Genomic DNA, 26,434 nt, shown 5'->3' with positions numbered 1-26,434 from the left:
GCCTGGCGAAGACCGTGTCCCAACAATCGGGTTATGCAGATCGTCCCGTTCATGGCCCCATCATGGCCATTTAGACAGCTTTGTCAAACCGTTGGCGACAAGCCCGAAATTACTCGGGCTTTCTGTATTGATAGATGCCGACGTCGATAGCGCCCTCGGCAAAACCCGCTTCGCAATAGCTCAGATAATAGACCCATTTGCGCTTGAAGTGCTCGTCATAGCCTAGCGGCGCGATCATGGGCCAACGCTCCAGGAAGCGTTCGCGCCAGAGTTTTAACGTGCGGGCATAGGACAGCCCGAAGAGCGACGTGTTTTCAAGCACGAGGCCGTGACGCTCGCCAAATTCCTTCATCACCGACTTGGTCAGCAGCATGCCACCCGGGAAGATATAACGCTGGATGAAATCAGGGCCACTTCTATAGGCCTCAAAATCCTCTTCCCGGATCGTGATTGCTTGGATGGCGGCGGTGCCGCCGGGCTTGAGACGGTCATTCAGGGTTTTGAAATAGCTTGGCCAATTGTCTTCGCCGACGGCTTCGATCATTTCGATGGAACAGATGTGATCAAACTGCCCCTGGGTATGGCGATAGTCCTCAAAGACGAGAGTGCCGAGATCATCCAGCCCTTGGCGGGCGAGGCGTTCTTTGGCGAATTTGAGCTGTTCCGCAGACAGGGTGATGCCGCGCAGATGGGCCTTATAGTCTCGCGTGACCGTTTCAGCGAACCCGCCCCAGCCACACCCGATCTCGAGAATACTACTCCCCTCCGTGACGCCTGCCATGTCGGCAACGCGGCGATATTTTGCCAGCTGCGCCTCTTCAAGGCTTTGGTCTCCGGAACTGAAGAGCGCTGAAGAGTAGGTCATCGAAGGGTCGAGCCACTGCCCGTAAAAGTCATTGCCGAGATCGTAGTGCTCGGAGATGTTTTTCTTGGAGCCCTCAAGCGTGTTCCGACGCGAAAGGTGATAGTGCAGATCGCCAGCGGCCTTCTTAAAGAACCCCTTGTTGGCATTATCGAACATGTCGCGGTTTTGCAGGAAGAAGCGGAACACCTGAGTGAGGTCATCCGCTTCGATATCGCCATTCATATAGGCGGCTGCAAACCCAACAGTGCCGCGCTGACTGGCTTCTTTAAGGACCTTAAAATTGTTCAGGCGAAGCGTGGCATGGCCACCAGCATTCCCCTGCCCGACGGTCCGACTGCGACCATCGGGAAACACAACCGTTAGGGAACCATGGCGCGGATTGCCGATTAGAGAAACGCCAATCTGCGCGACCAACCAAGACGAAAAATGCGCCCACAAAGACGCGCCGCCGTTGGAATTATTGACAGCTGTCTTGCTCATTGCCGTGTCGTCCTACCATCCAAAAAGGCGATGGCTCTTGGCCGTCGCCGAGATATCTAAGCGCAGGCACCCGAAGTGTTGCTCGCCCTTGGGCGCACTACAGGTCAGCGCTTAGTTTATTCACTGCAAATGGATACGCAAGCGGGCAGTTCCCAGATCACCGCTTTAGCGGCCGGGACGCGCAATATCTGTCAGGCGAAGTTGAGCTTGCTCGCGGCCTTGGTAGTGATCGAGCGAGAGGCTGCCAGCGAAGTGGAACGGCTGATCGGCTTCACGCAAAAGCGTGTCACCAATTGGTGTGCCGGCGGCGCGGAAGGCGATGGCTTTAAGCTTGGCACCATCGTCGGAGGTGAGGGTGAAACTGACGTGACCGCCCTTCCCCACAACTTGCGGGTAGCGCGCGCGGTGCGCCGGAAAGACAAAGACCGGATTTGGGTTGCCGGAGCCATAAGGCCCGGCTTTTTCGATTTTGTGCAGAAGATCAACCGTTGCACCGCGAGCCGTGAGCGCTGCGTCGATTTTGAGCGCTGAAGCGGCGCGCGCCGTGCGCACGCTGGCTTCAAGACGATCAGCCATAAAGGCGCGGAAGATGCCGAGGTCGCCTTCCTTGATGGTGATGCCTGCCGCCATCGCATGGCCACCACCCTTGGGCAGAATGCCAGCGTCCACAGCAGCGATAACGGCGCTGCCGAGATCCACGCCCGGAACCGAGCGGCCCGAGCCCGTGCCGGTCCCATCCGGATTGATGGCAATGGCAAAGGCGGGCCGGTCAAAGCGCTCTTTGAGGCGCGCAGCGACGAGGCCGACAACGCCGGGGTGCCACTTTGACGAAGCCAGAACCAGAAGCGGAGGCCCTTCACCGCCGGCGATTTCAAGCTCGGCAGTGGCGTAGGCTTCTTCGACGGCCTCAACTTCAATGCGCTGACGCTCGGTATTGAGTTCATCGAGCTTGGCAGCAATGACCATCGCCTGCTGCTCATCATCAATGGTGAGGAGCTTGGTGCCCAAAGCTGCGTCGCCAATGCGACCGCCAGCGTTGATGCGTGGCCCCAAAAGGAAACCAAGGTGATACGGGTTAAGGGGGCCATTGAGGCGAGCGGCTAAGCTAAGCGCCTGCATGCCGGGCTTCTCGCCCTTGCGCGCGACTTCCAGCCCGCGCAACACGAAGGCACGGTTAAGACCAACCAATGGCACGACGTCACAAACGGTTGCCAGCGCCACAAGGTCGAGCAATTTCATTAGATCAGGCAGGCCCGTGTCGCCGCGATTGCGCAACACACGGTTGACTGCGACCAGAACCATAAAGGTTACGCCTGCTGCGCAGAGGTGCCCAAGGCCCGAAATATCGTCGGGACGATTTGGGTTCACCAAGGCATTGGCGTTGGGCAGCGCGTGATCGGCTAGGTGGTGGTCGATGACCAGCACATCGGCGCCGCGCTCACGGGCATGGGCGATTGGCTTTTCGCTGGTAGTCCCACAATCGAGCGTGATGATAAGGCTTGCTCCACCATCGATGAGCTTATCCATCGCGCCAATGTTTGGGCCATAGCCTTCAAAGATGCGGTCTGGAATATGAACCTGCGGGTCGAGGCCAAAATGGTGCAGGAAGCGCGCCATCAGTGCGCAAGAGCAGGCGCCGTCTACGTCATAATCCCCGAATAGGGCAACGCTCTCATTGTCGGTGACGGCTTTGGCGATGCGCTCTGCCAGTTCGTCCATCGCCGTAAGGGTAGACGGATCGGGCATGAGATTGCGGATCGTCGGATCGAGATAGGTGTCCGCTTCCTCAATGCCGATACCGCGCCCGGCGATAATCCGGGCCAAGATATCGGGCAAATTGGCACGCTGAGAGATCGCAGCTGCCGTCCGAGCGCTCGCTGTATCCAAACGATCCACCCAGGCACGACTGGTGATGGAGGATGTGACGTCGAGGAAAGGGCGCGGAGCTTCTTGCATGAGGCAGGGTTAGGCGATTTTGCACGCGCGGTCGAGAGGCGATAAAGCCCCCCGGCCCTAGCGTGCGTGGCGCGCTTTGATCCAGCGAGTGGTTTGGCTCCAGGAGCGCATGACAACGGTGGAGGTTTCGATTGTCGTGCGGCGAAGGCGGACGCCATCGACGAGCGAACCATCGGTGACGCCAGTTGCCGAGAACAAAACGTCGCCAGAGGCGAGCTCGGAAACATCGTAGACGCGGTTTGGATCGGTAATGCCCATTTCATGCGCGCGCTTGCGCTTATCGGGCGTATCGAGAATGAGCTTGCCCTGCATCTGTCCGCCAATGCAGCGCAGTGCTGCGGCCGCCAGAACGCCCTCAGGCGCGCCGCCAGAGCCGAGGTAGATGTCGACGCCGGTGTCTTCGGTGTTCACCGCGTGGATAACGCCAGCGATGTCGCCATCGCTGAGGAGTTTTACGGAAACACCAGCGCTGCGCAGCTCTTCGATGAGAGCGGCGTGACGGGGCCGATCGAGCACGATAGCGGTGATTTCACTGACAGGAACGCCTTTGGCCTTCGCGAGCGAAGTGACGTTTTCAGTGGCGGTCCAATCAATGTGAACCGTTCCGGCCGGGTAGCCAGCACCAATGGCGATCTTGTGCATGTAGACGTTGCGAGCAACGTTGAGCAGACCGCCTCGTTCGGCCATGGCCAGTACGACGATCGAGTCAGGCTGGTTCTTGGCGCAGAGGGTGACGCCTTCGAGCGGATCGACAGCAATATCGACTTCGGGCCCCTCGCCCAAGCCGACTGTCTGACCGACGTAGAGATCGTCACATTCGAACTGTTCGCCTTCGCCAATAACGATGTTACCGGAAATTTGGACGCGGTTGAGTTCGGTCACCATGGCTGAGACAGCCGCTTCGTCAGCGGCCTTCTCATTGCCCTTGCCGCGCCATTCAGCGGCGGCAATTGCTGCCCGCTCGGTGACGCGGACCATTTCCAGCGTCAGCCAGCGATGCAGCTTGGTTGCGTTTCTGTCCTGGTCGACTTTACTCAGCTTCATGCCTTCCCCCTCCGAGCACTAAGCCCGGACCGGCAAGGTCAGAGCTTTTCGATGCGGATCAGTTGTGCTTTCCCGACTATGAACCCATCTGCTGCAATGAGTGCAAGCGCTTCTCGCACGGATGATTCCAAAGTCTGTTGGGTAATCATCACAACGGTACGGGTTGGTGACCCATCCGGAGCGACTGCCTTAGCACCAAGATCAGACCGCTGGATGACAGAATCGATAGAAATTCCCTTTTCACCCATGCGTGCGGTAATGGCCGCCAAAGCACCAGCGACATCCTTAGCGGCAAGGCGAACGTAGAACCCACCTGCATGAGGAAGCGACGGCGCCTCAACATAGGGCAGAAGTTCGTCGCTTGGCACGCCCAGAGGCGGCACGCGGGTGCCACGGGCAATATCGAGAATATCCGAAAGAACCGAAGACGCGGTCGGAGGACCACCTGCGCCCGGACCTGCGAGGAGCAGTTCGTGCACGTGGTCGGTTTCGAGCGCGACGGCGTTCATTACCCCATCAACGCCAGCAATGGCGCTGCCCTTAGGCACAAAAGTCGGGTGAACGCGCTGTTCGACGCCGTTCTCTGTACGCTCAGCAATGCCGAGGAGCTTGATTTTGTAGCCAAGGTCCTGAGCGACCTGAATGTCGTGCTGGGTGATGTTGGAAATGCCTTCGATGCGCATTTTGTCCGGCGCGATCTCATAGCCGAAGCAGAGGGTCGCGAGGATGGACAGCTTGTGCGCCGTGTCGAAGCCTTCGACGTCGAAGGTCGGGTCAGACTCGGCATAGCCGAGAGCCTGAGCATCCTTCAAGCAATCGGCGAAGGAGATGCCTTCATTGCCCATGCGGGTCAGGATGTAATTGCAGGTGCCGTTCATAATGCCAAAAACCTTGGCAATACGTGCGGAGCCCAGACCTTCACGCAGGGTTTTGATGACCGGAATACCACCAGCAACGGCAGCTTCAAAACCGAGTTGAGCGCCGGATTCTTCTGCGATCTTAGCAAGGCTCACGCCATGCTTGGCGAGAAGGGCCTTGTTTGCAGTGACGACCGGACGGCCGATTTCGAGAGCAGCTTTAACGGCTGCATAGGCCGGGCCATCTTCGCCGCCGATGAGTTCCACGAAGAGATCGATGCCATCCCATTTCGCCAAGGCGACCGGATCGTCGAACCACTCGATATTAGAAATATCAATGCCGCGATCTCGGGAACGCGAGCGCGCGGCAACAGCAACAACTTCGAGCTGACGACCAAGTTTTCGCGTGAGTTCGGTGCCATCTTTTTGCAGGATACGAACCAAGGTCGCACCCACATTGCCAAGGCCAGCTACGCCAATGCGTAGTGGTGCTTGGCGGTCAGCTTCGCCGAATTCCGCCATCGCCTTGAGAATACGCGCGCGCGTTTCGGTGCGTGGCTCACGGCCATCGCGCAGATCGAAAACGAACAGCGGATCCCCTGCAACAATTCTGCCGAAACGGGTGGGTGTCCACCCACGAGCAGAGATGAAGGATTCGACGGTTTGGCGGAAAGACTGAATGTCACTCATAGTGGGCGCCATCTGCATAGGAAATCGCCTAGAGGTCAATAGGAGTTTGGTCGATTATCGAGCGAGACCCAAGCAAATCGCGCCTATAGCGACGATGACCGCCGAGACGATGCGCCATGCGTTGAGTTTTTCACCCAAGAACAGCCAGCCGATGATCACCGCAAACACAACTGAGGTTTCACGCAAGGCAGATACGGGGCCAGCCGAACCGATGGAGAATGCAACGATGACCAGCGTATAGCTCACCATGGAGATCGCGCCACCAAGGAGAGCCTTGTGGGTTTCTCGGCTTTTCCAATCGACAGTGAACCGCCTGCGAACGGCCAGCACGCAGAGCGGCAGCAGAATGCCAAAGCAGATATTGCCCCAGGCCGAGTAGGCAATGGCATTCTCGGCGAACCGCACGCCGATTGCGTCGGCGGTTTGATAGCTGGCAACGAACAGACCTGTGGCAAAGGCAAAGAGTATGGAACTCGTGTTGGCCCTGCCCCGCGAAAAAGCCAGACTCATGATGCCGACTGCGATGATCGCAACGCCAATGATCTGAAGTTGCGATGGCACTATTCCGGTGAGCAGGAATGCACCCAGCATAACCAGCAGAGGAGCGGTGCCGCGAACAATGGGATAGACCTGCCCCAGTTGGCCATAACGATAAGCCGCCACAAGGAAGAAGCCATAGGCCGTCTGGAAGAGTGCCGAAAGAAGAATGTAAGGCCACGCCTCTGCGCTCGGCATGGGCAAGGCGATCACAAGCGGAATGGAGATCAGGGTGCCGGCAAAGCTCATGACCGTCAGCACCCAGAGGCGATCGGCACCAGAGCGCAAGAAGGCATTCCACGTGGCGTGAAAAATTGCTGCGGTTAAAGCCAGCAGGATTACAGTCGTCGACATAAGTGCAGTCCAGCCGCCCACAAACAGGGGCAGCAGCACGACGCCCCGACAATATCCCCTCAGGCAGGCTATCAGCGCCTAAGGGGATGTCAATTTAACGCCAAGGCGTTTCGCCCCGATATTACTGCGCTTTAGACTTATCCACGGCTTCGCTGATGCGCCGAATGTATTCCGGATAACCCCATTTGAGCGAAAGAGCGCTCGGAGGCGATACTGAATTGATCAACTCGGGACCAACCATGCTGGCAATAGCGCCGGAGCGCACTTGAGGGGTTCGTGCCATGGCTGGGTGACTAAAAAACGCCTCCGCATCGGCGTCGGTGTCAGCATAAGTGATATAGATGTCACTGGTCAGCTCGTTCGCACGCTCGAAACTGAGGCTGTAGTAGAAGCTGTTCACGTCACCCAATTGCGCAACACTGGGCGCGAGGTTGAGGCCAGCATCTTCGAGGAAAGTCATGCGCGGATCGACCGCCGTATAGACCGACACAGCGCCATCATAACCACCAATACCGGCGAAGGTGGCACCTTGTACCTGCGGGTATTTTGCCGTTTCGTCGGCGATGAACTGCTCCAATTCAGCGACCAATGCCTCGGCATCTGCGGCTTTGCCCATAGCCGTCCCGGTCAGGGTGATTGTGTCCTGCCAAGTCGTGCTCCACGGCTTGTCCGGGAAGGCAACAACGGGCGCGATTTGGCTGAGGCGGGTGTATTCCTCTTCGGTGATGCCGGAATAAACGGCGATAATCACATCGGGCGTAAGCGCTGCGATGGCCTCATAGGGCACGCCACCGGATTGAGAGAGAATTGTTGGAAAATCGGCGCCAAGCGCAGCAATCGCGTCTTTGGTCCAGGTCAGAGCCCCATTGTCATCGCCCCCGTAGGTGAAATGCGGGATGCCAACAGGCGCTTTGCCCAAGGCAACGACAGCGTCCTGAACGGCCCAGCCCCAGGTGACAATGCGCACCGGCTTTTCAGGAATAATTGTCTCCCCGTAGGTGTGCTGCATAGTGAGGGGGAACTCTTGGGCGAAACTTGCACCAGCGAGCAGGAACAGCGGAACGGCGTATACAATTGACTTCGTCAGCATTGCGCACCTTTTGCGGTTTAGGGAAACCTACAAAAGCTGACAATTGTTGTCATGTAAATTATTAGATGCCCGCTAAGTCAGGTTCGGCGAGTGAGCAAAACCATGATTTCGTAGTGATCGGTTTGCGGGAACATGTCGAAGAGGCGGATACGTTGGGCTGCATAGGATGGCAGCATTTCCAAGTCGCGCGCCAAGGTGACCGCATTGCAGCTGGAATAGACGATGGTCTCAGCCTTAGTCGCTTCGAGCGTGGCACAAAGCTTGTCGCCAAGCCCACGACGAGGCGGATTGACGATAATGGCGTCAATCGTTGTTTCGGCGTTGAGCCCTGTGGCGTCTCCGACAGCGAAGGTGACATCGACGAGGCCCGCTTCAGCGGCGCTCAGACGCGCAGACTCGACGGCAGGCTGACTAACCTCGACGCCATGCACTTTCCGTCCCGGTGCTGCGACGTGCAGGGCAAAGCCCCCTACTCCGCAATACAGGTCCCAAACGTTGCGCGCTTCCGCTTCGTCGATCCACTCGCGTGCCTGATCGTATAGAGCCTTGGCAATATCGGTGTTGGTCTGGAAGAAGCTCGCCGGGCGCAGGTGCAGCACATGCTCGCCCAAACGCATAGCAAGCGTTTCATCGCCCGCCAGAAGAACCTCCTCATCCCCCTCCACCACGGCTTTATGCTCGGGCAGAAGGTTTGCAGTAATGACAGCCAACTGAGGGAGCGCGGAGAGAAGGTTCGGCAGATGCTTTTGCATCCGGCCAAGCGCTTCGGTGGAGCGCAGGACGAAGCGCACCATCAATTCGCCGGTGGCAGATTGAGTGAGGAGGACGTTCTTGAGTTCGCCACGACGATTGGCAACATCGTAGGGCGGAATGCGCGCGGCGGTGATGAAAGCTTTAATTGGGTCGAAAGCGGCACGCAGACCAGTTTCGAGAATGCTACAGGCTGTGAGATCGACGCCATGCTGGGTTGCGTCGAGAATGCCGAGTGTCGGCGCATCTATCGTGCCGCCCACAACCATCTTGGCCTTATTGCGAAAAGCCTCGGGGCGGCTAAGCATGGCTGGTAGCCATTGCGCCGAAGGGTATGCGGCGAGCAACGCGCGGGCATGCGCTTCTTTTGAGGAAATCTGCGCATCATAGGGTGTCCCCATGAGCGTACACGAGCGGCAGGCGCCGGTATCGTAGTAGCCGCATTGCATAACGGTGCTCAGAGATGAATTCACCCGTTTACCTCACGGCAAATAGGGAGGCGGCGTCCGCCTCCCTAAGCTTGAAATTACTTTACTTCAGCAACCGGAGCGGTGTTGCTCTCATCAGACTTGCCGCCAAGGAAAGCCTTGATGTTGCGGGCCGCCTGACGAATGCGCTGTTCGTTTTCAACGAAGGCCAGACGAATGTACTGGTCGCCGTATTCACCGAAGCCAACGCCTGGAGCCACAGCAACGCCGGTCTCACGAACCAGAAGCTTTGCAAACTCGAGCGAACCGAGGTGCGCGTATTTTTCTGGGATTGGTGCCCAAGCGAACATGGTCGCCTTTGGTACAGGAATATCCCAACCAGCACGGCCAAAGCTCTCGACCATAACGTCGCGGCGGCTCTTGTAGATCTTACGCACGTCTTCAATGACGTCGTCCGAACCATTGAGCGCGGCAACTGCCGCCACCTGGATCGGGGTGAATGCACCGTAGTCGAGGTAGGATTTTACACGGGCAAGAGCGGCGATGAGGCGTTCGTTGCCGACGGCAAAGCCAACGCGCCAACCTGGCATCGAATAGGTCTTCGACATCGAGGTGAATTCAGCGGTGATGTCGATCGCGCCCGGAACCTGCAGAACCGACGGAGGTGGTTCGCTTTCGTCGAAGAAGATTTCCGAATAGGCCAAATCCGACAGGATGAAGATGTCGTGCTCTTTGCAGTACTTGACGACTTCAGCGTAAAAATCGAGCGTCGCTGTGTAAGCGGTCGGGTTCGCTGGGTAGTTCAGAACCAATGCGATCGGCTTAGGGATCGAGTGGCGAACAGCGCGATCAAGCGAGCGCATGAAATCTTCATTGGGATCAGCAGGCATGGAGCGGACAACGCCGCCAGCCATGATGAAACCGAACGAGTGGATCGGATAGGTCGGGTTTGGCACCAGAACCACGTCACCCGGAGCGGTGATGGCCGACGCCATATTTGCAAAGCCTTCCTTCGAACCCAAGGTTGCCACAACCTGAGTGTCCGGGTTCAGCTTCACGCCAAAGCGACGCTCATAATAGTTTGCCTGAGCGCGGCGCAGGCCGGGAATGCCACGCGAAGTGGAATAGCGGTGGGTGCGCGGATCGTTGACCGTTTCCTTGAGCTTATTAACAATACGCTCAGGGGTCGGCATGTCTGGATTGCCCATGCCCAGATCGATGATGTCTACGCCATCGGCGCGCAGCTTCGCCTTAATCGGGTCAATGTGAGCAAAAACGTAGGGCGGGAGACGACGGATGCGATGGAATACTTCGCTCATGGGGTCCTCGTGGTCTTTTCGACCGAAACAGGTCGCGACGCGCTCACAGGCAGCAGACCTCTGTATAGGAGATCAATTATCGCGGAATTGTGGTTCTGAATGGGTTAAGAGTCCGCTCGGCGGACCTCGACAAATTCTATTCGGCTCTTCCCGGCCAGCTCGTGGCCATTGGGAAGAGCTATCGGGCGCTCGCCTTAGCGACCGCAACGGCCGCCACAATATTGCCGGTGAGCGCAGCTCCAAACCATGCAACAGTGAACGGAGACGCCATGTCTCTTGCCCTTCGGAAACGACTTCTGGTACCACGTCGACGCGTGACCAAGCTTTCATAAGTTGTCCGACCGTGCTTGTAAATGCCGTAGAGGCGCTACAATTATGTCTGACCCAAGGGTTATCGGCCGGAATTATTCAGGTAGGTGCATGAAGAAGCGTATCGCTATCGCAACCATAGGCACCTCGGGCGACGTTCGCCCTTATCTCGCGCTTGCGCTGGAATTGAAGCAAGCCGGCCATGATGTGATTCTGGGCACTAACGCCGACTTTCAGCACCTTGTGGAAAGCCACGGCATCGAATTCTGCAATCTTGGAACGCGTATTCAGGACTGGTTGAACGACAGCCGGTTCGACGACGCGGTCAGCAAGATGAAGATTCACCAGTTCCCTCAGATCCTGCGCAAGGGTCAGGCGCTGGTCGAAACTGCTGCCCGCAATGCCTGGACCATGGCGCAGGGCGCCGACGCGATTGTGGTCAATATTAACACTAGCTTTGGGATCGATATTGCCGAAGCGCTGAACATCCCAGTCATCATGACGGCGATGCAGCCGCTGAACCCAACGCGCGAATTTCCGATTAGCGCCTACGAAATTCCTGATCTCGGGGCGACGTTCAACAAGCTCTCCTACATCTCGATGAACTTCCAGCAGGCCTATTTTGACCTGCCGCGCGACCGTTTGCGCAAGGAACTCATGGGTCTCGGGCCGCGCAAGAAGGGCGGGCTGTTCAAAGACAGCCTCGGCAATAATCTGCCGACGCTTTACACTTATTCCTCGCTGGTTTCCCCGCGCCCACGGGATTGGCCGCAGACGGCGGTCGTGACGGGCTTTTGGTTCCTCGACGACCGCACAGGCTGGAAACCATCAGCAGAACTGCAGGCGTTCCTCGATGCGGGCCCTGCCCCGGTTTATATCGGCTTCGGCTCAATGCCCTTTGGATCAGATCGCAATACGGAAATTCTGCGTGGCGCGATCAACCTCTGGGGCGGTCGGGCGATTGTTTCGCGCGGCTGGGGCGGCATCAACACCGACAATTTGCCGGATACCGTCTTTGCAGTGGATGAAGCCCCGCACGACAAGCTCTTCCCCCTTTGCTCGGCCGTCGTGCACCACGGTGGCGCCGGAACCACAGCAGTGGGGCTACGCGCAGGTCGTCCGACCTTCACCGTGCCGCAGGCGTATGACCAGCGCTATTGGGGCCGTCGCGTGCGCGCATTGGGCTGCGGCCCTGCCCCGATCCGTCAACGCGAGATGACCCAAGAAAAGCTTGCTGACGCGCTGCATGAAGTCACGAGCAATAAGCAAATGGCCATTAACGCACGCAACATCGGCGAAGCGTTAAACCAGGAAAACGGGCTAGAAACCTCGGTGACCTTTATCGAGGCGACGATCGCTGCCGCAGCTGCGGGTGCTCGTCGGTTCCCACGGCCCAGCAAGCTCTGAGCTAAGAGCCTATCACTAAAATTGCCAACAGCGCCTCCTTTGGGACGGCGCTGTTTTCGTTTTGAAACAACGCACTAGCGATTGTCTCTCAGACATTGATTCCGAGCCAAAAACAAAAATGGCGACCCGAAGGTCGCCATCTTCAAAGTTTGGTCTGTGGCCCGGTTAGTGGGTCACGCCGAGTGCTGCTTCGTCAGAAGTGTCAGCGGCCTTGACCACTGGCTGTTCATCGAAGTTCCACTCGATTGCCTCCGGCTTGCGCACCAGAGCATGCTCGATAACTTGATCCATCCGGCTCACAGGAATGATTTCCATGCCCTGCTTGACGATGTCCGGAATCTCGACGAGATCGCGAACGTTCTCTTCTGGGATCAGCACGGTCTTGATGCCACCACGGAGTGCCGCAAGGAGCTTTTCCTTGAGCCCGCCGATTGGAAGCACGCGACCACGCAGCGTGATTTCGCCAGTCATGGCAACGTCGTTGCGAACCGGAATACCGGTCATGACCGAAACGATTGCCGTTGCCAGACCGATACCAGCCGATGGGCCATCCTTCGGGGTTGCCCCTTCTGGCAGGTGGACGTGGATATCGCGCGTGTCGAACATGGGCGGCTTAATGCCGAAATCAATGCAGCGGGACTTCACGTAGGCCTGTGCCGCAGTCAGCGATTCCTTCATCACTTCCTTGATGTTACCGGTGACCGACATGCGGCCCTTACCCGGCGTCATCACGCCTTCAATGGTCAGCATTTCGCCACCAACCGAAGTCCACGCCAGACCAGTCACCAGACCGACCTGTGCTTCCGCTTCGATTTCGCCGTGCTTAAAGACCAGCGGGCCGAGGTATTCGGTCAGCTTTTCATCGTCGATGGTGATCGACTTGACCTTCTTGCGTACGATGTCGGTGACAGCCTTACGCATCAGCTTGGAGATTTCACGCTTAAGGTTACGGACGCCAGCCTCACGGGTGTAACCGCGAATAACCTTCATCAGCATCTCATCGGAGAGAATGAACTCTCCGTGCGCCACGCCATTTTCCTTCGCAGCCTCTGGAAGCAGGTGCTGCTTGGCAATCGCGTGCTTTTCCTCTTCGGTGTAGCCGGAGAGGCGGATGATCTCCATACGGTCCATCAAAGGACCTGGAATGTTGAGCGTGTTCGAGGTCGTCACGAACATCACGTCCGAAAGATCGAAATCGACTTCCAGATAGTGGTCCGAGAATGAGTTGTTCTGTTCTGGATCAAGCACTTCAAGCAGAGCCGACGACGGGTCGCCCCGGAAGTCCTGGCCCATCTTGTCGATTTCATCGAGCAGGAACAGTGGGTTGTTCTTACCCACCTTCTTGAGCGACTGGATGATCTTGCCCGGCATGGAGCCGATATAGGTACGACGGTGCCCACGGATTTCCGCTTCATCGCGCACGCCACCAAGGGCCATACGGACGAATTCACGGCCCGTAGCCTTAGCAATCGACTTGCCCAGCGAGGTTTTACCAACGCCTGGAGGACCAACGAGGCAGAGGATCGGCCCCTTCAGCGTGCCTGTGCGCGCCTGAACAGCCAGATACTCGAGGATGCGTTCCTTGACCTTTTCGAGGCCATAGTGATCCGCGTCGAGAACCTTCTCAGCAATAGCCAGGTCGCGCTTGACCTTGCTCTTCTTGCCCCAAGGCAAGCCGAGCAGCGTGTCGAGATAGTTGCGCACGACTGAGGCTTCCGCCGACATCGGGCTCATCGCCTTAAGCTTCTTGATTTCGCCTTCGGCCTTAGCCTTGGCTTCCTTGGAAAGCTTTGTCTTGGCAACGCGGTCTTCGAGCTCAGCGACTTCGTTGGCACCTTCTTCGCCATCGCCCAGCTCGCGCTGGATCGCCTTCATCTGCTCGTTCAGGTAATACTCGCGCTGGGTCTTTTCCATCTGGCGTTTTACACGCGAGCGGATGCGCTTTTCGACCTGAAGGACGCCGATTTCGCCTTCCATGAGAACGATGATCTTCTGCAAGCGTTCGATAACGCTGACCATTTGCAGAAGCTCTTCCTTCTCAGGAATCTTGATGACGAGGTGGCTCGCAATCGTATCGGCCAGCTTGCTGGCGTTTTCGATCTGACCAACAGCGGCAACGACTTCAGCTGAAATCTTCTTGTTCAGCTTGACGTAATTTTCGAACTCGGACTGAGCCGAGCGCGACAGCGCTTCAATTTCGGTGGCGTCTTCGACTGGCTCTTCCAGCACAGACGCTTCGGCTTCGAAATAGTCTTCGGTCTGCAAATACTGGTCGATGCTGGCGCGGCTGAGCCCTTCCACCAGTACCTTAACGGTACCGTCGGGGAGCTTGAGCAACTGCAGCACAGTGGCAATCGTGCCAGTAGGATAAATCTGGTCTGGCGCCGGATCGTCGTCCTGCGCGTTCTTCTGCGTCACGACAAGGATATGCTTGTCGTCGCGCATAACTTCTTCCAGCGCCTTGACCGATTTCTCACGGCCAACGAACAGCGGCACAATCATGCCTGGGAAGACGACGATGTCGCGCAGAGGGAGAACCGGATAAACCCGGTCCCGGCTGGTTTCGCCGGTGGAAGTAACTTCCGACATCACATTTCCTTTCCGAGGTGCGCCTGAGGCAGGCAAATGACGCACCCGTATTGCGACAACTCAACCAAACTAGGTTGGGCGATTTCCATTAATAAATAGGTTTAAGGAACGCTGTCGCAAGTGACCAATGACGCTTTTCTATCACATCTATGCCCTACGCACAGGAGATATGTCCGAGTACAGGGAACACTGATGTGCCTTGCATTCAGGCCGGGTGTATAGTTTCCGAACCGGAGCACAAGGAGCGCCCCATGACTGGCCCATTCCGACCCAAGCGTATCGACATTATAGGGATCGCAACCGCGTCTGGCGCCTCAGTGAGAGGATGCGGCATGGGCCCTGAAGCGCTCCGTGTCGCGGGCCTTGCGGAAGCCCTCATCGACCTTGACCACGAGGTTGCCGATTATGGTGACCTGAGGCGTTCTCAGCCAGAAGTCTCCACCAATCCATCCAGCACGCGCCTGCCCGAAGTGCGCAAGGCAGATGTGCTGGATTTGGCGGCACGCACCAGCGACGCCGGCTTTGCAATTTTGCAGGCTGGGAATACCCCGGTCTTTTTAGGTGGCGACCACTCGATCGCAATCGGAACGGTGTCGGCCGTCGCCCGTCATTGCGCGACAACGGGCCGACCTGTGCATGTGTTGTGGATTGACGCCCACGCTGACTACAACACGCCCGTAACCTCCCCTACCGGCAATCTGCACGGCATGCCGCTGGCACTGCTCTGTGGCGAGCCGGAGTTTGACGAGAGTTTTAAGGGCGACTGGCTCGGTCGGATTGAGCCCCGCAATGTAACAATTTTTGGCGCACGCTCTGTGGATCGCGATGAACGGCGGCTGGTGCAAGCGCGTGGTGTCGATGTGGTCGACATGCGCCGCCTGGATCAGCTTGGTATCGTCGCCGCCATGCAGAAGGTTATCGACAAGGCCAAAATTGCGGGCGCGCATCTGCACGTTAGCTTCGACGTCGATAGTCTCGACCCCTCGGTTGCGCCCGGGGGCGGCACGCTGGTGCCGGGCGGCCTCACCTATCGTGAGGCGCATTTGATGATGGAAATGATCCACGACAGCGGCGTTATGGGGTCGCTCGATGTTGTGGAGCTGAACCCGTTCCTCGATGAAGGCGGCAAAAGCGCCACGGTTCTCGTGGATTTGGTCGCCAGCCTTTTTGGGCGGTCCATTATGGGCGAAGAGCCTGGGCCGATGGAGTTTGTGACAGGGGAAGAAGGCTAGGCACCACACGCTCACCCACTGCCCTCTCCACGCCGTCATCCCCGGGCGCGCCCCGGGGATCGAGACTGACGCGCCATAGCAATGGATTGCCCGGTCGAGCCGGGCAATGACGGGGAATGGGATGCAGGAACCGGCAGGGGATATTTACCCAAAAACAAAAAGGCCTCCCCGAAGGGAGGCCTTTTCTAATTCGTCGGCGGGGAAGCTTAGGCGGTTGCCGGCGCTTCTTCCTTGGCCTTGTCGGAGTAGATGTAGAGCGGACGAACGTCCTTGCCCTTGACCACTTCTTCCGAGATGACGATTTCCTGGACGCCTTCGAGGCTTGGCAGGTCGTACATGGTGTCGAGCAGAATGCCTTCCATGATCGAGCGCAGGCCACGAGCACCGGTCTTGCGTTCGATTGCCTTCTCCGCGATCGCCTTGAGAGCGTCTTCGTGGAAGGTCAGTTCAACTTCTTCCATCTGGAAGAGGCGCTGATACTGACGAACGAGTGCATTCTTCGGTGCAGTCAGGATTTCGAGCAGAGCCGGAACGTCGAGATCTTCGAGCGTTGCCAGAACTGGCAGACGACCGATGAACTCTGGGATCAGGCCGAAGCGAACCAGATCTTCTGGCTCAACATCCGCCAGGATCTTGCCGACGCGACGATCGTTTGGATCCTTGACGACAGCGTTAAAGCCGATGCCGGAACCTTCACCGCGAGCGGAGATGATCTTTTCGAGGCCAGCAAACGCGCCACCACAGATGAACAGAATGTTCGTGGTGTCGACCTGTAGGAATTCCTGCTGCGGGTGCTTACGCCCGCCCTGCGGAGGCACGGAGGCAACGGTGCCTTCCATGATCTTGAGAAGAGCCTGCTGCACGCCTTCGCCCGACACGTCGCGGGTGATCGAAGGATTGTCCGACTTGCGGGAAATCTTGTCGACTTCGTCGATGTAGACGATGCCGCGCTGCGCCTTTTCAACGTTGTAGTCAGCAGCCTGAAGCAGCTTCAGGATGATGTTTTCAACGTCTTCACCAACGTAACCGGCTTCGGTCAACGTGGTGGCGTCAGCCATGGTGAACGGCACGTCGAGAATACGAGCCATTGTCTGCGCGAGCAGAGTCTTACCCGAACCCGTCGGGCCGATCAGCATGATGTTGGACTTGGAAAGCTCAACATCCTGATTCTTCTGCGCGTGGTGCAGGCGCTTGTAGTGGTTGTGGACAGCCACGGAGAGCACGCGCTTAGCGCGGTACTGGCCGATGACGTAATCATCGAGCACCTTGCAGATTTCTGCAGGGGTCGGCACGCCCTCGGAGGACTTGACCATAGAGGTCTTGTTCTCTTCGCGGATGATGTCCATGCACAGCTCGACGCATTCATCGCAGATGAACACGGTCGGACCGGCGATTAGCTTCCGAACTTCGTGCTGCGACTTTCCGCAGAACGAGCAGTAAAGCGTGTTCTTGGACGTTTCGCCGTTTGTTGTCTCTTTGGACATCAGTCACTCCCGGAGACTCATCGCCCCCAAAATCAAGCATTCGCCTTTAAGGCTAACGCTCAAGGCATAAAGAAAGTCTAAGCCGAAACAACCTTAAAGGTCGCTTCGGCTATGCGCAATTGCACCAGGATCACACTCCACGGCGCATTGGTTTAGTGCTTAACGCACCAAACCTTAGATGGCGGCGTCTGGAACAACGCGCTTTTCAAGCACGGTGTCGATCAAACCCATTGCCTTGGCTTCTTCTGGCGACAGGAAGTTGTCGCGTTCGAGAGCCTTTTCGATCTGGTCGTAGGTCTGACCAGTGTGTTTTTCGTAAATCTGATTCAGGCGACGCTTCAGGCCTTCAACTTCCTTGGCGTGGATCATGATGTCAGTGACCTGACCCTGGAAACCACCGGAAGGCTGGTGAACCATGATGCGCGAGTTTGGCAGCGCTGTACGCATGCCAGCCTCACCCGCTGCGAGCAGGAGCGAGCCCATGGAGCATGCCTGACCCATAACCATGGTCGCAACCGCAGGGCGGATGAACTGCATGGTGTCGTAGATCGACAGGCCCGAGGTCACAACACCGCCCGGGGAATTGATGTAGAGCGCGATTTCCTTCTTCGGGTTTTCCGATTCAAGGAAAAGCAGCTGCGCGACGATCAGCGAGGCCATGTTGTCCTCGACCGGACCGGTCACGAAAATGATGCGCTCGCGCAGCAGGCGCGAGTAAATGTCGAACGCGCGTTCGCCACGATTGGATTGCTCGACGACCATCGGAACGAGCGTGTTGGTCAGAATATCGTGCGGATCCCGCATGTGTAGCCCCTTGGCTCCCCGAATGGGTGAGCGGTTTTAGTTCACCTCTAGTCCCTTACGCGCACCGGACAGGACCATAACGTGAGAAAGAAACGAATCGGCGCGTTTGAAGCCGATTGCATTCGATTTGCCCTTAACGCGCGGTAAAGGCAGAGATAGGCACCAATAGGGCAAGCTTCAATAGGAAGCACGCCCTATGATGCGGAACGGTAAATACGCGCAAATTTATCAGCTGAAGCTGACAGCTACGCCCTTCTTTTTGAAGTAGGACTGCATCAGCTTGCGACCCTGACGGTTCGGCTGGGGAAGCTTTGCTGTTTCAAACACTGCTTCCTTGACGCCTTCATGGGCCATAGCGGCCTTGAGCGCTGCAATCTGCAGGTCCAGGTCTTCGTTGTCGTTCTTGATCGATGCCAGTACGGCATCAATCGCGGCAGAGACGGTGATATCGCTCACTTGTCCAGAATCCTCAGTCGTATTTGCTCCTTCAAGACATGATTGCGAGGCAAATGCCAAGCCCTCTATGTTCACAGTGGCTTTTGAAAGGCTCAGCGTCTGCGGGCAAACTAGCATGCAAGAAGTGGATTTGCTTTGTTGCAAGAGCGCCTTAAGCTGGGCCATCGTATGAAAGTCCCGACCCATGGCCTCCATTCTTCAAGTTCGACCTGTCACCGATGTCCCCGCCCATTTGCGGGCGAGTGCCAAGCCACAAGACCCCGCATTCTTCCAGAACCCCTACCCGTTCTATGCTGAACGACACGCCACGAGCCCGTCGTTCTTCTGGGAGGAATATGGCCACTGGTGCTTTGCGGACTTTAAAACCGTCAGCCTACTTATGCGCGACAAGCGATTTGGCCGCGACATTCTGCATGTGGCAACGCGTGAAGAAATTGGCCTCGAACCGCCAAAAGCGCACACAGCAGACTTCGATCTGACCGAAAAATACTCGCTGCTCAATCTCGAAGCCCAAGCGCACACGCGCCTACGCACGCTAGTGAACCGCGCGTTTGTCTCCCGCCAGGTAGAGGCCCTGCGTCCGCGCATTCGCCAGCTGGCCAACGACATGATCGATAAGTTTGAGGGCCAAGACAGCGTTGATCTGATTAAGGCTTTTGCCGCACCTATTCCGGCAATCATCATCGCCGAGATGATTGGCCTGCCTGCGGAAATGGCACCCAAACTGCTCGAATGGTCCAACCGCATGGTGACCATGTACATGTACAATGTGACCATGGACACCGAGCTCGACGCCAATCAGGCGGCTAAGGAATTTACCGAGTATTTGCGCGGGGTGATCGCTGAACGTCGTAAGGAGCCCAAGGCGGACCTGCTCAGCCACATGCTGACGTCAGACCGCGATGGCGACGTTCTGATCGAAGATGAGGTCATGTCGACCGCCATTCTCCTGCTCAATGCCGGTCACGAAGCGACCGTGCACACGACGGGCAATGGGGTGAAATCCATCCTCGAGAGCGGTCTTGATCCGAAGACGCTATTCGCAACACCAGAGCAGACGGAAAAGACGGTGGAAGAATGCCTGCGCTATGACGCGCCGCTGCATTTGTTCACCCGCTACACACTGGGCAACGACACGGAGCTGAACGGCATCCCCCTGCGCAAGGGCGATGTGGTCGGTATGATGTTAGGCGCCGCCAACCGCGATCCAGTGCGTTTCGCTAACCCGAACACATTTGATCCCTTCCGGACTGATGGCGCCAACGTGTCGTTTGGCGCGGGCATTCACTTCTGCATTGGCGCGCCGCTTGCGCGTATCGAATTGCAGGAGGCGATGAGCGTGCTTTTCGAGCGCCTGCCGAATTTGCGGATCGCGGAAGAGCCAGAGTACGGCGACGTCTACCACTTCCACGGCCTCACGAAGCTCATGGTGAGCTGGAAGTAATTCTTGCGCTAATAGCACCAGACGTCGAAACGCATGCAAAAACAAAGGGGAGGCCCGAAAGCCTCCCCTTCTGATTCAGGATGATGTGTCGCGCTTATTCTGCAGCCACGGCGTCTGCATCGAGGTCTTCGATGGTTTTGCCGTTGTCGTAGACAGACTGATTGAGAATGCCCTGACGCTTAGCAACGATGGTCGGGACCAAAGCCTGCCCAGCCACGTTGACCGCTGTGCGGCCCATGTCGAGGATCGGGTCAATCGCCAGCAACAGACCAACGCCTTCCAGCGGCAGTCCAAGGGTCGACAAGGTAAGCGTCAGCATGACGGTCGCGCCGGTCAGGCCTGCCGTAGCCGCCGAACCAATAACCGACACGAACACGATGAGCAGGTAGTGTTCCAGACCGAGCGAGATGCCGAAGAACTGCGCAACAAAGATCGCGGAGATCGCTGGATAAATCGCAGCGCACCCGTCCATCTTTGTGGTCGCGCCTAGAGGCACAGCGAAGGAGGCATACTCACGCGGCACGCCGAGACTTTTTTCCGTAACACGCTCAGTGACGGGCAATGTGCCGATGGACGAACGTGACACGAAGGCAAGCTGAATTGCAGGCCAAGCGCTCTGGAAGTACCGGATAGGGTTGAGGCCATTGACCTGCAACAGAACCGGATAGACGACGAAGAGGACAAGGAAGAGGCCGATGTAGATGGCAGCAGCGTACCAGCCGAGTTGCGCCAGCGCGTCCCAGCCATAGACCGCCACAGCGTTGCCCAGAAGGCCAATAGTGCCGATTGGGGTCAGGCGAATGACCCACCACAGAACCTTGTGGATGATCTTGAGGAATGAGCGATTGAACGCAAGGAATGCGTCAGCAGCGGGGCCAACGCGCAGGGCTGCAATACCGACCACGATTGAGACAATCAGGATCTGCAGTACGTTAAAGTTGAGACTGGTCGTCGCCCCAGCGTCGGTGACGCGAGTTGATGCCTGCAAGCCGATGAAATTGGACGGGATGAGCCCCTTCAAGAAATCAAGCCAGGAACCCGTCGAGGAAGGCGCGCGAGCCGCTTCTGCGGCGACTGCGGTGTTTACACCTGGCTGAATGATCAGACCAAGCGCGATGCCGATGGCGACAGCAATGAGAGCCGTAATGGCGAACCACAGAAGCGTCTGCCAAACGAGCTTAGCAGCGTTGTTGAGCTCACGCAGATTCGCGATGGAGGCAACAATGGCTGTAAACACCAGCACAGGCACCAAAGCGCGCAGCAGCGACACGAAGGAGGAGCCGACGGTGGACAGCGTAACAGTGAGCCAGTTCGCGCCGCCGGCCGCGTCTGGCCCTATGTTGCGGGCGATAAAACCCAGGATGAGGCCAATCACCATGGAGATGAGAACCTGAACACCGAAATTGGTGTACCAAGGCTTTGGCGCGCGAGAGGCGACGCCTGACGATAATGAGGTGGGCATTTTCTTTCTTCCCCAAAGAACGGCATCGCCCGAGCTGTGAGCAACTTGCCTAGTAATTGGCCAGACTCTACGCCTGTGAGTTGCGAAACGCAGCGAATGGCGTTTCATTTCCTTCGGGGAGAGAAGTTTTTTCTGCCCAGCTACGCTGTTCTGCGGGAAGTTTGTCTCAGAGGCGACGCGTCAGCAGAGTTAGAAGCGCGGCAAAGATCGGCAGGGACACAAGTATTGCTGCCATCGTAACGACCATCGGACCCGGCCCAGCATAGAACCAGACACTAGCGGCAAGAGCCACAGCAGCGAGTATGGTGACGAGGGCTGTGCCTTTGTGAACCACGGCCCAAGCGCGATCCGAGCCCACGCGCCAAGGCATGCGCATTCCTGCGTAGCTGTGACGCTCCGCCTCGAACAGCACAACAGCCAACACAAGCAAAGTCATGACAAGCAGGCCTGCTGTGATGCGGAAAAAATCGAAGTCTGAGCCTATACCAAGGGCGAGCAAACCCATCTGGCAACCCGCTATGACGGAGAGCAACAAAGTCAGCGCCGGCTGCAGCAAATGCTCAACTTTTGAGAAATGGTTTTTGGTGAGCAGACGTCCCAGGCCCCAGAAGGCGGCCATTAGTGCGATTTGCACAACGGGACCAGTTGCTAGAGCGTCTTCAAGTGGCCAAGTCCAATCGGCCTCGCTTCGTGTCCAGTGCGCTGCAAAGACATAATTAGCCGGGATATTGAACAGAGCCACACCACTGATGGCAATGGTGACGCCGAATAACAGCAAGTGGAAACGAGTTACGAGATTCTGCATTTTGGCTATATAGGGCGTCGGCACTGGCTTTCCATAGTGTAGCGGAAAGAAATCCCTTAACGATCAGTCAGATGCCCGCCTGACGATGTGAATTTTGTTTCCGTCAGGATCCCGTAAGTAAGCGCCAAAATAGCTGGAGGCATAGTGGGGGCGGAGCCCGGGCGCTCCCTCATCGCTACCGCCATTGGCCATACCACCGTCGTATGCCGCAATGACCTCCGCTTCGGTTTGAGCGCGGAAGGCAACCATGACGCCGTTGCCGGGATGTGCTGGCTGTCCGTCATAGGGTTCGTAGACATAAAATCGAGGAAGGTGGTCTTCAACAATCCAGCAGAGCGCACGTGGGCCACCATCTGGGTCAACTATGCGCCGCTTAAGGCCGAGTGGAAACAGGAGCGCATCGTAAAAGCGCCCTGCCCGCTCCAAATCATTGCTGCCGACAGTGATGTGGTTGAACACGCTATTTACCTCCCGAAGCAGATTTGTAGCCACTCAGTAGGGCAAAAGAAAAGGGCCGGTTTCCCGGCCCTTTCCAAAATACAGAATCCGTAGCGATTAACGCTTGGAGAACTGGAAGGACTTACGGGCTTTCGCCTTACCGTACTTCTTACGTTCAACAACACGGCTATCACGGGTCAGGAAGCCACCCTTCTTCAGAACGCTACGCAGGGTAGGTTCGAAGTAGGTGAGAGCCTTGGAGATGCCGTGACGAACAGCACCAGCCTGACCGGACAGACCACCACCGGCAACGGTGACGTTCACGTCGTACTGGTCCAGACGCTCAGTCGCAACGATTGGCTGCTTGACGATGAGCTGGAGAACTGGACGAGCGAAGTACTTGGAGAACTCACGACCGTTGATGGTCAGAGTTCCCTTGCCTGGCTTGATCCATACGCGAGCGACAGCGTTCTTACGCTTGCCGGTTGCATAGGCGCGGCCGAGGCTGTCGAGCTTCTGAACGTGAACCGGAGCAGTGTTAACAGCCGGAGCGACTGCTGCAGTGCCGAGATCTTCGAGAGAATTGATGGTTTCGGCCATGTTACTTCACCCGTGCATTCTTGGGGTTCATCGCAGCAACATCCAGCGTAGCTGGGTTCTGTGCGACGTGTGGGTGCTCGGAACCAGCGTAAACGCGGAGGTTCTTGAGCTGAGCGCGGGTGAGCGGGCCACCTGGCATCATGCGGCGAACAGCGTTTTCAAGAACGCGGTTCGGGAAGCGACCTTCGAGCAGCTGACGTGCAGTGCGGTCCTTGATGCCACCAGCAAAGCCGGTGTGCCAGTAGAAGCGGTGCTGGTCGAGCTTGCGGCCAGTGAGCTTTACCTTGTCGGCATTGATGACGATGATATTGTCACCCATGTCCATGTGTGGGGTAAAGGTTGGCTTGTGCTTGCCGCGCAGGCGCGATGCAATGATCGAAGCAAGGCGACCCACGACGAGGCCTTCGGCGTCGATCAGGATCCACTGCTTTTCGATATCGCTCGGTTTTGCCGAGAACGTTGTCATAATCGAATTCCCTAGATTCAGGAGGCCAAATCCGCGCACGGATGGCCGTTTCGTGGCGGGTTTAAGAGGGATTCCCTCACCCGTCAAGAGCCTTTAAAAAGCTCAACAAAAACAACAGGTTAGAACTGCGGTATTATATTACCGCAGTTCTTTGTGTTGTTATCGGGCGCGACGCATATCAGCCAAGTAGAGCACGATAGCGCCTGCCAGAATAAAGGCGAGCCCCTGGTGCGCGACAGCCAGATCGATCTGAATGTCCGACAGGAGTGTCGCAATGCCGAGGACAACTTGAGCGAGAACGAGCACGCCAATTCGGATTAGCCAGGTGTGCACGCCAGCAAAACCACCATCCTTAGCGCGACGCCAGATCAGGAAACCAACGAAGGCTGTGATCAGATAGGCGATGTTGCGGTGATTGAACTGAACAGTCAGCGCGTTCTCAAAGAAGTTCTTCCAAACCGGATCCATCACCAAGAGGCCGTTCGGAATGACCGAGCCATCCATGAGTGGCCAAGTCTGATAGCCCTTCCCCGCATCCATACCGGCTACAAACGCACCCGCAGCGATCTGCAAGACGAGGGCGACCAGCAGAGCGATCGTCGTCACCCAATTAAAGCTGCTGACGTGCCCAAGTGTACGTCCGGGTGTGATCGTCCGTGCAACATAGAGCAATGCGTAGAGCAGCACGCCAGCGGCGGACAAGTGCGCCGCCAAGCGATACTGAGATACCGAGGTCAGCTCAGATAGGCCCGAGGACACCATCCACCAGCCAAGGAAGCCCTGGAAACCGCCCAAAAGGAACAGACCGAAAAGGGGCAGAGCGAGGTCTTTGGAAAAGCGCTTCTGAGCCAAGAAAACAACAAATGGGATCAGGAAGACGAACCCCAGCGCACGCGCCAAAAGACGGTGGAACCATTCCCAGAAAAAGATCAGCTTGAAATCGTCCAAGCTCATCCAATGATTGATGACCGTGTATTGCGGGATCTGCTTATACGCTTCGAACTCCGCTTCCCAATCGGCTTGGGTCAATGGAGGAATTACACCCGCAACGACATTCCAGCTGGTGATCGACAGACCAGACTCGGTGAGGCGGGTGATGCCGCCCACAACGACAATCAGCAGCACGAATGCCGCCATGCCATAAAGCCAAATACGCACCGGGCGGAGGCGGTCGGCCGCAAAGCTCACTTTGCCCGGGGCCGCATCTTGCATGAAGGTCACGACGCTAATTTCCAGTATCAGTTAAGGTGCGGGAGTGGTAATCCCCCCGCGACATTATCGCAACAGACCGGATGCCGCATATGAGTCAGCGTAACCGCAAGTTGATTGGCGCATTTTTGCTGGTCATTTCCATCGCTGGATGGGCCGTTTTGGGCACTTGGGGCTATCTACTCTTGCCTGAAGGGCTGCCGGGGCTGGTGCTGATCATCTATTTTATTTTCGCGGGCATGGGTTGGACGATCCCAGCGATGATTCTCATTCGCTGGATGGCCAAGCCAAATCCCCTGCCCCAACGCTAACCCGATATCCGGCCCAACTGAGTGAAGAGCCCGCCACTGGCAAAGATGTCGGCGTAGCGCTTTTGTTGAAACAGCCCATTGAGCGACACTCGCGGCAGCGCCGTGGGTGTTTTGCGATGATGAGGATAAAGACCGCCGGGTCGCGTCGTCACGCCCGAGGTGAACCCCAGCTGCGCGACAAGTTCAAACTCCCGCTCGCCGCAAGAAAGCGGCCCACCGAGGGGATAAGAGAAATGTTTTGGTCGTTGGCCGAGGCGCTGCTCTAGTGCCGTCACCGAATCCACAATTTCAGCGCGTGCTTGATCCAACGGCAGTTTGGCCAATTCATAGTGGTTGACGGTATGCGCCCCGATCGTTGCCAGTGGGTGATTGGCCACCTGCTTGATCTCGTCCCAATCCATGATTTCTGCGCGACATTGGGCTGAGAGGTCATAGCGGTAATTGGCACTGAATTCCGCCAGCAGCGACAGTCGCTCCGTTTCCGGCATTTTGCGCAAATGCCAATAGAGCTGATTGAAAGCGGTGTGCTTTTCTTTTGTTGAGCGAGCCGGGAGAACGACGGCACCTGCGGTGCCTTGGAACCGAACCTCCCCTGCCTTGCCGATTATGTCCTCGATAGCTTGCCACCAGAGCTGTCCGCCGCCCGAAGGAAATGCGGTCGGCACATAAAGCGTGAATGGGGTGCGGGCGGCCTCCAGCACTGGGAGGGCATGGATCAAATTGTCCTTATAGCCATCGTCGAAAGTCAGCACGACAAATGTCGATTTGGCCCTCGGCATCGTGAGGCGATCCAGCGCCTCGTCAAGGGTTACAACCGGTATCTTGCGATCGGCGAGACGCTCGAGGCAGTAGGCGAGGAATTCCGGCTGCACCTGCAATATGCCGTTTGGCGCAAAAGCCTTTGGGGGCTGCGGCAGCACGCGATGTAGTGTCCAAATGACGCCCCGCGCCTCTGAAAATTGGTCGAACAACCTCGGTGCGTTCGCGAGCCAAAGTGCCTCAAAAGCGGCACGGATCAGGGTGTATTTCAGCGCCATAGTCAAACTGC

At 57.2% G+C, this 26,434-nt stretch carries 23 protein-coding genes; 4 read left to right on the top strand and 19 right to left on the bottom strand.

The annotated features are described in order from the left end of the window. Window positions 1-109 precede the first annotated feature (109 nt). The 8 genes from JHL21_RS14475 to JHL21_RS14440 all read right to left on the bottom strand — a co-directional run bounded on the left by JHL21_RS14475 (window position 110) and on the right by JHL21_RS14440 (window position 10,370). Window positions 110-1,345 carry a cyclopropane-fatty-acyl-phospholipid synthase family protein gene (locus JHL21_RS14475; RefSeq protein WP_200214227.1) on the bottom strand — a complete coding sequence of 412 codons (1,236 nt, stop codon included), beginning with the start codon at window positions 1,343-1,345 and terminating at the stop codon, window positions 110-112. Window positions 1,346-1,510: 165 nt separating this feature from the next. After that, window positions 1,511-3,301, bottom strand: a complete 1,791-nt coding sequence (recJ, locus tag JHL21_RS14470) for a single-stranded-DNA-specific exonuclease RecJ (RefSeq protein ID WP_200214225.1) — start codon at window positions 3,299-3,301, stop codon at window positions 1,511-1,513. A 57-nt stretch (window positions 3,302-3,358) separates the two neighbouring features. Then, window positions 3,359-4,345, bottom strand: a complete 987-nt coding sequence (gene glpX / locus JHL21_RS14465) for a class II fructose-bisphosphatase (RefSeq protein WP_169196125.1) — start codon at window positions 4,343-4,345, stop codon at window positions 3,359-3,361. A gap of 38 nt (window positions 4,346-4,383) precedes the next feature. Next, entirely contained in the window at window positions 4,384-5,724 is a 1,341-nt protein-coding gene (locus JHL21_RS14460) for a homoserine dehydrogenase (RefSeq protein ID WP_254082084.1), read from the bottom strand. A 222-nt stretch (window positions 5,725-5,946) separates the two neighbouring features. Then, entirely contained in the window at window positions 5,947-6,783 is an 837-nt protein-coding gene (locus JHL21_RS14455) for a DMT family transporter (protein ID WP_200214223.1), read from the bottom strand. Window positions 6,784-6,904: 121 nt separating this feature from the next. Continuing rightward, a complete protein-coding gene (locus JHL21_RS14450; protein WP_200214221.1) occupies window positions 6,905-7,873 on the bottom strand; it encodes an iron-siderophore ABC transporter substrate-binding protein in 969 nt (322 codons plus the stop codon). A 77-nt stretch (window positions 7,874-7,950) separates the two neighbouring features. Beyond that, on the bottom strand, window positions 7,951-9,096 hold the full coding sequence (rlmC, locus tag JHL21_RS14445; protein WP_200214220.1) for a 23S rRNA (uracil(747)-C(5))-methyltransferase RlmC: 1,146 nt from the start codon (window positions 9,094-9,096) through the stop codon (window positions 7,951-7,953). A gap of 53 nt (window positions 9,097-9,149) precedes the next feature. Further along, window positions 9,150-10,370: an LL-diaminopimelate aminotransferase gene (locus JHL21_RS14440; RefSeq protein WP_169196121.1), complete on the bottom strand. Its 1,221-nt coding sequence runs from the start codon at window positions 10,368-10,370 to the stop codon at window positions 9,150-9,152. A gap of 420 nt (window positions 10,371-10,790) precedes the next feature. Here JHL21_RS14440 and JHL21_RS14435 point away from each other — a divergent pair, with 420 nt between their 5' ends. After that, window positions 10,791-12,086 carry a glycosyltransferase gene (locus JHL21_RS14435; RefSeq protein WP_169196120.1) on the top strand — a complete coding sequence of 432 codons (1,296 nt, stop codon included), beginning with the start codon at window positions 10,791-10,793 and terminating at the stop codon, window positions 12,084-12,086. Between the two features lie 165 nt (window positions 12,087-12,251). Here the strand turns inward: JHL21_RS14435 and lon are convergent, their stop codons facing one another. After that, a complete protein-coding gene (gene lon / locus JHL21_RS14430; RefSeq protein ID WP_200214218.1) occupies window positions 12,252-14,675 on the bottom strand; it encodes an endopeptidase La in 2,424 nt (807 codons plus the stop codon). 251 nt (window positions 14,676-14,926) lie between these two features. Between lon and rocF the strand changes: the two genes are divergently transcribed. Continuing rightward, on the top strand, window positions 14,927-15,907 hold the full coding sequence (gene rocF, locus JHL21_RS14425; protein WP_200214216.1) for an arginase: 981 nt from the start codon (window positions 14,927-14,929) through the stop codon (window positions 15,905-15,907). A gap of 206 nt (window positions 15,908-16,113) precedes the next feature. Here rocF and clpX read toward each other — a convergent pair whose 3' ends face one another. From clpX to JHL21_RS14410, 3 genes are all read right to left on the bottom strand, one after another. Beyond that, window positions 16,114-17,391 (bottom strand): ATP-dependent Clp protease ATP-binding subunit ClpX, encoded by a 1,278-nt coding sequence (gene clpX, locus JHL21_RS14420; protein WP_169196117.1) that lies wholly within the window; start codon window positions 17,389-17,391, stop codon window positions 16,114-16,116. Between the two features lie 174 nt (window positions 17,392-17,565). After that, window positions 17,566-18,195 (bottom strand): ATP-dependent Clp protease proteolytic subunit, encoded by a 630-nt coding sequence (locus JHL21_RS14415; protein ID WP_169196116.1) that lies wholly within the window; start codon window positions 18,193-18,195, stop codon window positions 17,566-17,568. A 228-nt stretch (window positions 18,196-18,423) separates the two neighbouring features. Beyond that, a complete protein-coding gene (locus tag JHL21_RS14410) occupies window positions 18,424-18,651 on the bottom strand; it encodes a hypothetical protein (RefSeq protein WP_169196115.1) in 228 nt (75 codons plus the stop codon). A 184-nt stretch (window positions 18,652-18,835) separates the two neighbouring features. On the opposite strand from JHL21_RS14410, the gene JHL21_RS14405 reads away from it, so the two are divergent. Next, window positions 18,836-20,095 carry a cytochrome P450 gene (locus tag JHL21_RS14405; RefSeq protein WP_200214215.1) on the top strand — a complete coding sequence of 420 codons (1,260 nt, stop codon included), beginning with the start codon at window positions 18,836-18,838 and terminating at the stop codon, window positions 20,093-20,095. Window positions 20,096-20,189: 94 nt separating this feature from the next. On the opposite strand, the gene JHL21_RS14400 is transcribed toward JHL21_RS14405, so the two are convergent. From JHL21_RS14400 to JHL21_RS14375, 6 genes are all read right to left on the bottom strand, one after another. Next, window positions 20,190-21,557: a dicarboxylate/amino acid:cation symporter gene (locus tag JHL21_RS14400; RefSeq protein ID WP_200214214.1), complete on the bottom strand. Its 1,368-nt coding sequence runs from the start codon at window positions 21,555-21,557 to the stop codon at window positions 20,190-20,192. A 166-nt stretch (window positions 21,558-21,723) separates the two neighbouring features. Continuing rightward, the gene (locus JHL21_RS14395; protein ID WP_210338918.1) at window positions 21,724-22,362 is read right to left on the bottom strand and encodes a hypothetical protein; all 639 of its coding nucleotides are present in this window, start codon (window positions 22,360-22,362) and stop codon (window positions 21,724-21,726) included. A gap of 63 nt (window positions 22,363-22,425) precedes the next feature. Further along, window positions 22,426-22,821, bottom strand: a complete 396-nt coding sequence (locus tag JHL21_RS14390) for a VOC family protein (protein WP_200214212.1) — start codon at window positions 22,819-22,821, stop codon at window positions 22,426-22,428. A 96-nt stretch (window positions 22,822-22,917) separates the two neighbouring features. Next, complete coding sequence (rpsI, locus tag JHL21_RS14385) at window positions 22,918-23,400, bottom strand: 30S ribosomal protein S9 (protein WP_169196111.1); 483 nt, start codon at window positions 23,398-23,400, stop codon at window positions 22,918-22,920. Window position 23,401: 1 nt separating this feature from the next. Then, complete coding sequence (gene rplM / locus JHL21_RS14380; RefSeq protein WP_169196110.1) at window positions 23,402-23,866, bottom strand: 50S ribosomal protein L13; 465 nt, start codon at window positions 23,864-23,866, stop codon at window positions 23,402-23,404. 159 nt (window positions 23,867-24,025) lie between these two features. Beyond that, window positions 24,026-25,078: a COX15/CtaA family protein gene (locus tag JHL21_RS14375; RefSeq protein WP_200214451.1), complete on the bottom strand. Its 1,053-nt coding sequence runs from the start codon at window positions 25,076-25,078 to the stop codon at window positions 24,026-24,028. Between the two features lie 89 nt (window positions 25,079-25,167). Here JHL21_RS14375 and JHL21_RS14370 point away from each other — a divergent pair, with 89 nt between their 5' ends. After that, window positions 25,168-25,386, top strand: a complete 219-nt coding sequence (locus tag JHL21_RS14370; protein ID WP_169196109.1) for a DUF2842 domain-containing protein — start codon at window positions 25,168-25,170, stop codon at window positions 25,384-25,386. Here the strand turns inward: JHL21_RS14370 and JHL21_RS14365 are convergent. Beyond that, window positions 25,383-26,423, bottom strand: coding sequence for a polysaccharide deacetylase family protein (locus tag JHL21_RS14365; RefSeq protein ID WP_200214211.1), 1,041 nt, complete (start codon window positions 26,421-26,423; stop codon window positions 25,383-25,385). The genes JHL21_RS14370 and JHL21_RS14365 overlap by 4 nt on opposite strands. Window positions 26,424-26,434: the final 11 nt, after the last annotated feature.

The organism is Devosia sp. WQ 349K1 (assembly GCF_016595685.1).
In the GTDB taxonomy this organism is placed as follows: domain Bacteria; phylum Pseudomonadota; class Alphaproteobacteria; order Rhizobiales; family Devosiaceae; genus Devosia.
Note: the sequence above shows the minus strand (reverse complement) of the source record. Positions and strands in the feature narration are given on the sequence as shown.